Here is a 7,813-nt window from a genome sequence, read left to right on the forward strand (position 1 = left end):
GCCCTTGCTGTGTTCAAATTCGATCGCGAGGTTCAGAAACTCCTCAATCGGCACCAACACCTCTTGGCCCAAACGCGCGGCCAGCTTCTTCCGCCCTTGTGTCTGCCCTGAAAGGATCTGTTCCAGAAACTGGTAAGGCGTGGTGAAATCCGCACTTGCGAGCATGTCGTGCAAAGGGCGCAGGTCAGCCGACAAGGATTCATTTCGCCGGATATGCTGCCACAACGACATTTTCTCTGGCCGATAACCGAATTCCAGCAATTGCTCCTGCGTCCACCCGATCAGGGGTGAGACCAGAAGGCAGGCCAGACTGAGATCATCCTGTGGCTGCAGTGCAAAACGGATAGCAGACACCAAGTCCTGCACCGCCAATTGCTCGTCAATGCGCATGCGGTCGATTCCCGCAACCGGCACCCCTAATGCATGCAATCGCGCGACCAGTAGCGATGACAACTCGGTACGCTTGCGAAACAGCACCATGATGTCACCGGGCTTTAGAGGTTTATTGGTACTCGCAAGCACCGGGCTCTCATCAACCAGTGCTTTGATTTTTAGAGCAAGTTGCGCCGCGAGTTCACGCTTTTCAGGGCCGAGCCATTTTTCCTCATCCGCTTCGCCTTCGCCATTTTCTGCTACCGAGGCGGCGGTAACCGGCTCCAGCAACTCGACCGATCCGATATCCGGCTTTTCGCTGACATGATCCTCGATCGTTTCGATCAAGCCAAAACGTTCATGGCCGAGCGTTTTGATAAGCGCATTGACCAGTTTCAGGATCGGCTTTGTCGAGCGGAAGGACTGCGATAGCGTCAATTCATGCAGCCTGCCGTTCTGTTCGGCCAGCCTCTCCGCATACCGCTCGCCGGCTTCGCGATAGCGCGCAGGATCGGTGCCCTGGAATCCGTAAATTGCCTGCTTGAAGTCCCCAACTGCAAATATGGTACGCGGCTTTTCACCTTTTGCACCGAGCCCCGCGAAGAAATCGTCTGTCAGCGCGTCGATAATCGCCCACTGTTTCCGGTTGGTATCCTGCGCCTCGTCCACCAAGATGTGGTCGATCCGCCGGTCAAGCTTATAGCGCACCCAATCGGTCATGCCGCTGGTTGTGAGCAAGTCGGCTGCCTTGGAAATCAGATCGTCAAAATCGACCAGCCCACGCGTATGTTTGAGCTTTTCATAGCGCAAGGCGAATGCTTTTCCGGCTAGCAGGGCGTCAGTGAGTTTATCAGCATACACAAGCAGTGCTTTTGCCCGGATTATACCATCAGTCCAGAAGTGAAGTTCGGTTGCGATGCGCACATAAGATTCTGCTCGCGGTATCTGGTTCGATCCCGCTTCATGAGGTTCACCGGTCTTTTGCATCGTCCAGCATTTGTGTAACTGCTCGATTTGATCGACCCTTTGGCGCAAATCCAAGTTCAACCAATGCCTAAGCTTCTCAGCCCGGTCACCGCCGGTCTTGGTGCCCCATTCGAGATTCAGATCGACTAGTGTCTTGATGCTCGTAGTGTCGATCCGCTCGTCAGACACAAGATAGTCGAGGATTTCTTCTGTCGGCTCGTCATGGGCAAGCTTGAGCTCGCCCCGCACAAATCGCAGCATGCCTGTGCCTTCCGGCAATTGCCGTATGGTCTCAATCGCTCCAGCGCATCGTTGCAGGAAGCCCCAGGCATTGTCCTCGCCGTGCTCAAGCCCAAGGCGATGCAGACTTTGAGCGATATGCATATCGCCCGTGGATTCCGCGTCGCGCACAATCTGGGCGAGTACTTCGCGTTGCAGCTCGGTCTTGGTACGATCGTCCAGGGGTTCAAAACCGGGAATGATGCCAGCCTCTTCCGGGAAGCTCGCCAATAGCGATTGGCAAAAGGCATGGATGGTCATCATCTGCAAACCGCCGCCAGGCGCATCGAGGATTTCCGCGAATAATTTGCGAGCCTGAGGTAGTTTGTCCTTCGCAAAATCGGCACCGATGGCGCGTAGTTCGGCGGCTAGCAGTCCATCCTTCATCTGCACCCAGCCCGCCAGCTTGCGGTTGATGCGCTCTGCCATTTCGGCGGCTGCTGCCTTTGTGAAGGTAAGGCATAGTATTTCTTCGGGCTGCGCGCCTGCCAGCAACAGCCGGATCACCCTGGCCGAAAGCACCTGCGTCTTTCCCGAACCTGCCGACGCGCTCAGCCAGATATTGGCATCAGGAACCACTGCGGCCTGCTGAGCTTCTGTAAGGTTATGAACCTTTTGATCGCCGGCATCAGTCGACATCTGTTGCCTCATTCCAGCTTGCACGCCCAATCCATTCATCAAGGCGCATCAACTGGTCATAGTCTTGATATACAGCATAGTCGGGTTTGAGCTTGGCGGTGAAAGGCACATCGCCCAGAATATGCCCGGCTATGGCTTCGCTCGCCTTGCCGTCGGCAAAGCTAACAAAAGTTTCCGCATCGGGTTCACCATCCTTCGGCTTTTTGGAAAAAGGCGCCTCACAATAGCCAAAATCGCCGCTTTTGCTTTTAGCCAGCGACCAATATTCATAGCCCCCAACCTCGCCGGCAACTTCCTTGACACCGCCGGTTTCAACCAACAGGCCTGCCAGTCCGAGCTGCAATGCATAGCCTGCATTGACCTTGCCTTTGGCAGGCGGGCTGCCCGTTTTGTAGTCGATAACCACAAGCTTTCCGTCTGCCTGCCGGTCAATGCGATCGATACGGCCATGGATGCGAATGCCGGAGATTTCACCCTCAGCCCTGACTTCGAATGCAGCAATTTCTCGCCCCGTCTTCGCATGCGCCTCGATTTCTGAAGCCACCCATCGCAACCCGGCCGTGATCCGCGGCTGCCACAACAGGCGCAAGGCAGGCGTGACCGATTTATCCGACAGCACATTCTCGGCATAGCTAACCAAACCATCTGGTTCGCGTTCGCCGGTCTTGGTCCAATCTTCGATGATCTTGTGGACCAAAGTGCCTTTCCACGCCGGATCGGGATCGGCATCGACTGGCTTCAGTGCATCAAGTTTCAATATGTTGCGGGCGTAAAAGGCGTAGGGATCTGCCTTGAGCATATCCATCTGTGTAATCGAGATCGCCACCTTGCGCTGCTCAGGCGATGGCATCGGAGCGGGGCGCGGATAATTTTCGGGCTGCCTATCCGCCTGATCCAGTTGCCTTGCCAACATCAGGGCATTGGTTTCCACCTGCAACCGATCCCCCATCAATGCCTGCAATCGAAGCAAGAAACGTGACGCAATAGTCGGGCCCGATCGGTCGCGCCGGGCGCGTGTCAGCACTACTTCCGGTGCTCCCAATGCACTGGCGAGATCATGCGCAGAAAGGCCGATATTGCGATCGAGCCCGGGCATTCCCAGCCTCCGTCGAAGATGCGGTGCAAGCCAGGGATCGGGTTGCGGCAGTTGCGGCCAGCTGCCTTCGTTTAGACCTGCACAAATAACCAAGTCTGCAGACTGCAAGCGCGCCTCTAGCAAGCCATAAATCGCAACACGCGGGTGTCGTCCAAATGCGGGACGGATGCTGATTTCGGACAATATTGCTTTCAAAATGTCGGGATAAGCTCCGACATCGCTATCGGAAAGCACATCCAGCTTTTGTGCAGAAAGCTGCTCGACAAATTCGGACAGACTGCGCCCGACAGCACCTTTCCAGACGGAGCCGCCGGTCAGCTCATCTGCCAGAGCGACTGCGGCGGCAAGGTGCCCTGAAAGATTGCGCCGACTGCTCTCAACATGCGGCAACAACTGCTTTTCCAAGCCGTTCCACCAAAGGAGCAGCTTCGGATCAGCGCGCTTGTCGGCGATTTTTTCTGCAATTGTCCGTGCAATGGCACCAGCGCCAGTTAGCATTTGCGGTCCGCGCAAAACCAAGTCGAGCGCACGCACCTGTTCCAGCCATTCCAGTCGTCCCTCACCACCGTGCACCAACGGATGCTTCAAAACCGAAAGCAGTGGTACAGGCGCAAAATCGCTGGCAAGCATGTGCGACAGCGTCAGAAACAGCACACCTACCGGTTGCTCCGCTAGCGGTTCACCAGCGCTGTCATCTGCCTCGATATTCCAGCGCCGCAGTTGCGCAGCCACCCGCGTGGCGATTTCACGATCCGGAGTCACCAGTGCGATGCGCTTGCCAGGCGTTTCGATTGCCTGCCGGATCATGACCGCAATGGTACGCGCCTCTTCCGCGCCATCCTCCGCTTCGACCAAATGCACATGATCGAGCGTACGCCGCTTGATTGAAAGCTCCTGCCATTCGACGGTTTTGTCAGCGATGCAGAAAATATCCTGCACAGCTTGCGTCAGATGCGCTCCGCGCGGGGTGGATGCAGATCTATCCGCAAATAGCTTCACTTCATCTCGCCGCACCCCCATTCGGTGCAGCAGCAATTTCAGATGATATTGTGGGTGTGTTTCCTGATGGCGGAGCGTTTTGGAACTGTCCGTCTTATCGGAAGGCGGTTCGAAACTGCCTAGCGCATCCCAGTCAGCATCGGCCATCGTTAAATCGACGTGCGGAAGGAGGACCAATCCTTGCGAAAACTTTGCGATTCGAGACAAAAGTTTTGCGATTGCAGGCGCTGCGGTCGTAATGCCTGCTGCGACCACCGGCGTGGACGGCGGATGCGATTTCAGCCGTTCGGACAATCGATACAACAAGGCATTCCGCCGCGCCGCCGGTGCTATCAATGCCTGATCATCGAGCCATTCTGCACTGTCACGACACAGAAGCTTCAGGCTGTCATAGGCCTTTGACCAGTGGCCCGCCAGATCTGCGCTGTCATGATCCAGATCGATGTCGCGGATCGACTTTTCCTCTACCTCCAATTCGTTCAATGTCTGAACAAGCTGTTTGGCAAGGTGAAGTGCCTCTGCAGCGCTCGCCTCTTTGCGGCTCTGCCGGACAAGCCCGACCAGATGCATCAGCCTTTGTATGTCCGCAACCGAAGGCAAAGGGGCCTCACCATCATGCGAAAGCGGATCGAGCATCGGCCCCAGTTTTTCGTCAAGCGCCAGATCGCCAATGGCAACCATATGCGGCAGCACCAGTCCCTTCTCGGCCGATCGGACAAATGCGGCAGTCAGCGCTGAAACAGCGCGATTATTGGGCAAGAAGAGGGTTACATCGGCAAGGCCAAGCCGGTCTTCGCGATACCGCTCGACCAGCCAATCCGAAAGCGCGCCCGAAAGGTCAGTTCCAACAGGAACCGTCAGCACCTTGGCGCGAACCGCTTCAGCCATGAACCGCCAGCGCAGCTTCGGTGGGTGCGATAGCTTGCGGGGAGCCTATGTCGAACCAGTCGCCTTGATGTACCAAACCATATAGCCGTCCTTCCGCAATCGCGCGGTCCCAGAAATAGTTGGTTGAAAACGGACCTTCCGGCGCTTCGCGCAGCAAGCGGTGGCTGATCAACTGATTGCCGGTGTAAATCCACGGAGCACTGTCATGATAGCCGCGCCGGATCAGCCGATCTTCATCATCAAGGAAAAAGTCGCCCTTCCCGCTGTGCTGGAAAGCCCGCTCGCGCGGGACGATGAGCAAAAGACCATCCATCCGGTCTCCATCCCATGCTTTCGCAAGACGGGATAGGGCATCAATTTCGCCTTCATCGGTCCAAATCGCATCGCTGTTGAGACAGTAAAAAGGTTCGGCAGCAATCAGATGCTCCGCCTTCACCAACCCGCCACCGGTTTCCATTAGCAAATCGCGCTCATCCGAAATGGCGACCCTCAAGTCCTGGGCATGCTCTGCAAGATGGGTTTCGATCTGTTCGGGCAGATAGTGTACATTGACAACGATATTCCGGATTTCCGCCAAGCGGGCTTTATCCAGCACATGGTCGAGCAAGTTTCTCCCCGCCACTTCGACAAGCGGCTTTGGCTTGTTTTCGGTCAGCGGTCGCATGCGCGTTCCTAGCCCAGCGGCCATAATCATCGCTGTGTCGACCTTCGCCATGTTCAAGCCACCAGATCGAGAGGGGACTTTGCCCGGATCTGTTGCGGGATGTTCTGATCAAACCAATCGCGAAGTTCGGTCAGTCCCGGATGCGCCAGGTCACGTTCAAGCAACGCCCACATGCGCGGCAGAAAACCGAGATACCGTTCTTTACCGTCACGTTTCCACAGCCGCGTAAAAATGCCGATGATCTTGGTGTTCCGCTGCGCGCCTAGAAGCGCATAATGCAGATCGAAATCCGCATCGGGGTTTGCGTGGTCACGATAATAGTCCAACATGGCGGCTTCAAGTTCGGGCGATACATCCCGCCGGGCGTCTTGCAACAACGATACCAGATCATAGGCAGGATGGCCGGCCAGCGCGTCCTGAAAATCGATCAGGCCTTGTGCATGATCGGACAGGAGCATGATGTTTTCCGCATGATAGTCGCGCAATACAGTTACCTGTTGCCACTTTTCCGCAAATAACGGGGCCAATGCCCGACCCCACAAAGCGTCAAACTCTGTTTTGTCGACGGTAAGTCCCATTGCAGGCATGTACCATTCAGCCAACAATGCAGTTTCGCGCAAATAGGCAGCAGCATCGTAGGGTGCGACGTCAGCAACGGGCGCCTTTTCCAGTTCAACCAACGTGTCGATCGCCTGCCTGTAAGTAGCAGCCTCGTCTTCAGGATGCGCATCAAGATATTCACGCATCCGCTCGTCGCCGAAATCTTCAATCAGTATCATTCCGCGTGTCAGATCCTCGCCATAAATGGCAGGTGCCCGAAATCCGTGACCGAGAAGATATTTGGCTACATGCAGGAAAGGCTTGGGATCTTCATGCGGAGGTGGAGCATCCATCAGCATTGCTGTCTGACCGTCACTTTTACGAACGCGAAAATAGCGACGAAATGAAGCGTCGCCCGCCAGCGGTTCGACCTTGGCAGACGACCATCCGACTGCATTCAGGAACTCATCAAGCCCTGCGGGCAACCGAACTTCACTCAACTTCGCTTCCTCTTTTCTTCTATTTCAATTACACGTGAACCGTCCGGATTTGGCAAAATTTCAATCGCCAAATCGGGGCTCCGCAATGCCGAACCACCTTTGCTGGGCCATTCCACCAGCACGACTCCATCATGATGGTCAAACAACCCCAACTCTTCCAGTTCTTGTGGATCATTTAGCCGATAGAGGTCGGCATGAACAACTGGCAGGCGCATTCCAGGTTCATCATATTCGTGGATAATTGCAAAAGTGGGGCTGGAAACATCGCCGTGAAAACCCAGACTGGCAATGATAGACTTTGCCAACACGGTTTTGCCAGCACCCAGTGGGCCTGTTAATGTTACAAGGTCACCTGCCCTTAGCTGCTGCGCCAGTTTGCCGCCGAAACGCCGCATGGCCTGTTCGTCACGAATAATCATTCAACAGAAACCGTTCTGGGCAAGCGCAAAGCAACCGTGGTCCCTGCCCCAGGTTGCGACTCCAGTTCAAATTGGCCACCATGAAGTTCGATCAGTTTGCGTGCCAAGGGTAGTCCAAGACCACCGTTTATTTCCTGCCCTAGCGCCGCTTTCTGGCTGCGCAAAACCGGATCGAGCGCCATGGCCTGAGCCTGCGCGTCCATCCCCGGCCCATTGTCTGATACGACCAGCGTAGCGCCGTTACGATCCCCCGATGCGTGGATCAACACACGCAGGCCTTCGCCTCCATGCGTCAAGGCGTTGTCAACAATGGCATCCATCGCCTGCTTTAACCGAACCACATCGCCCTGGATCGTTCCTGCGTTAGGTTTCACATCAAGCACCAGCACGGCCTTGGCCTTGGCAGCAGCCTCGCCCGCAGAGGCTTCAACGGCATTTACAAGCTGAGCGA

The 7,813-nt window shown here is 55.8% G+C and carries 6 protein-coding genes; all 6 read right to left on the bottom strand.

Annotated features, from left to right (window positions below; translation table 11 throughout):
* Positions 1-2,256 (bottom strand): UvrD-helicase domain-containing protein (locus Q0239_RS17490; RefSeq protein ID WP_298605245.1); only part of this gene is annotated, 2,256 nt, incomplete at its 3' end.
* Positions 2,246-5,239 carry a double-strand break repair protein AddB gene (addB, locus tag Q0239_RS17495; RefSeq protein ID WP_298605247.1) on the bottom strand — a complete coding sequence of 998 codons (2,994 nt, stop codon included), beginning with the start codon at positions 5,237-5,239 and terminating at the stop codon, positions 2,246-2,248. The genes addB and Q0239_RS17490, both read right to left, overlap by 11 nt.
* Complete coding sequence (locus Q0239_RS17500; RefSeq protein WP_298605249.1) at positions 5,232-5,954, bottom strand: nucleotidyltransferase family protein; 723 nt, start codon at positions 5,952-5,954, stop codon at positions 5,232-5,234. The genes addB and Q0239_RS17500 overlap by 8 nt, the downstream gene beginning before the upstream one ends.
* A 2-nt stretch (positions 5,955-5,956) precedes the next feature.
* On the bottom strand, positions 5,957-6,943 hold the full coding sequence (locus Q0239_RS17505; RefSeq protein WP_298605250.1) for a phosphotransferase: 987 nt from the start codon (positions 6,941-6,943) through the stop codon (positions 5,957-5,959).
* Entirely contained in the window at positions 6,940-7,362 is a 423-nt protein-coding gene (gene tsaE, locus Q0239_RS17510) for a tRNA (adenosine(37)-N6)-threonylcarbamoyltransferase complex ATPase subunit type 1 TsaE (protein ID WP_298605252.1), read from the bottom strand. The genes Q0239_RS17505 and tsaE overlap by 4 nt, the downstream gene beginning before the upstream one ends.
* The coding region (locus Q0239_RS17515) for a HAMP domain-containing sensor histidine kinase (RefSeq protein WP_298605254.1) at positions 7,359-7,813 on the bottom strand (455 nt) is incomplete at its 5' end. The genes Q0239_RS17515 and tsaE, both read right to left, overlap by 4 nt.

The sequence above is a fragment of the uncultured Sphingorhabdus sp. genome (assembly GCF_937872355.1).
Classification (GTDB): domain Bacteria; phylum Pseudomonadota; class Alphaproteobacteria; order Sphingomonadales; family Sphingomonadaceae; genus Sphingorhabdus_B.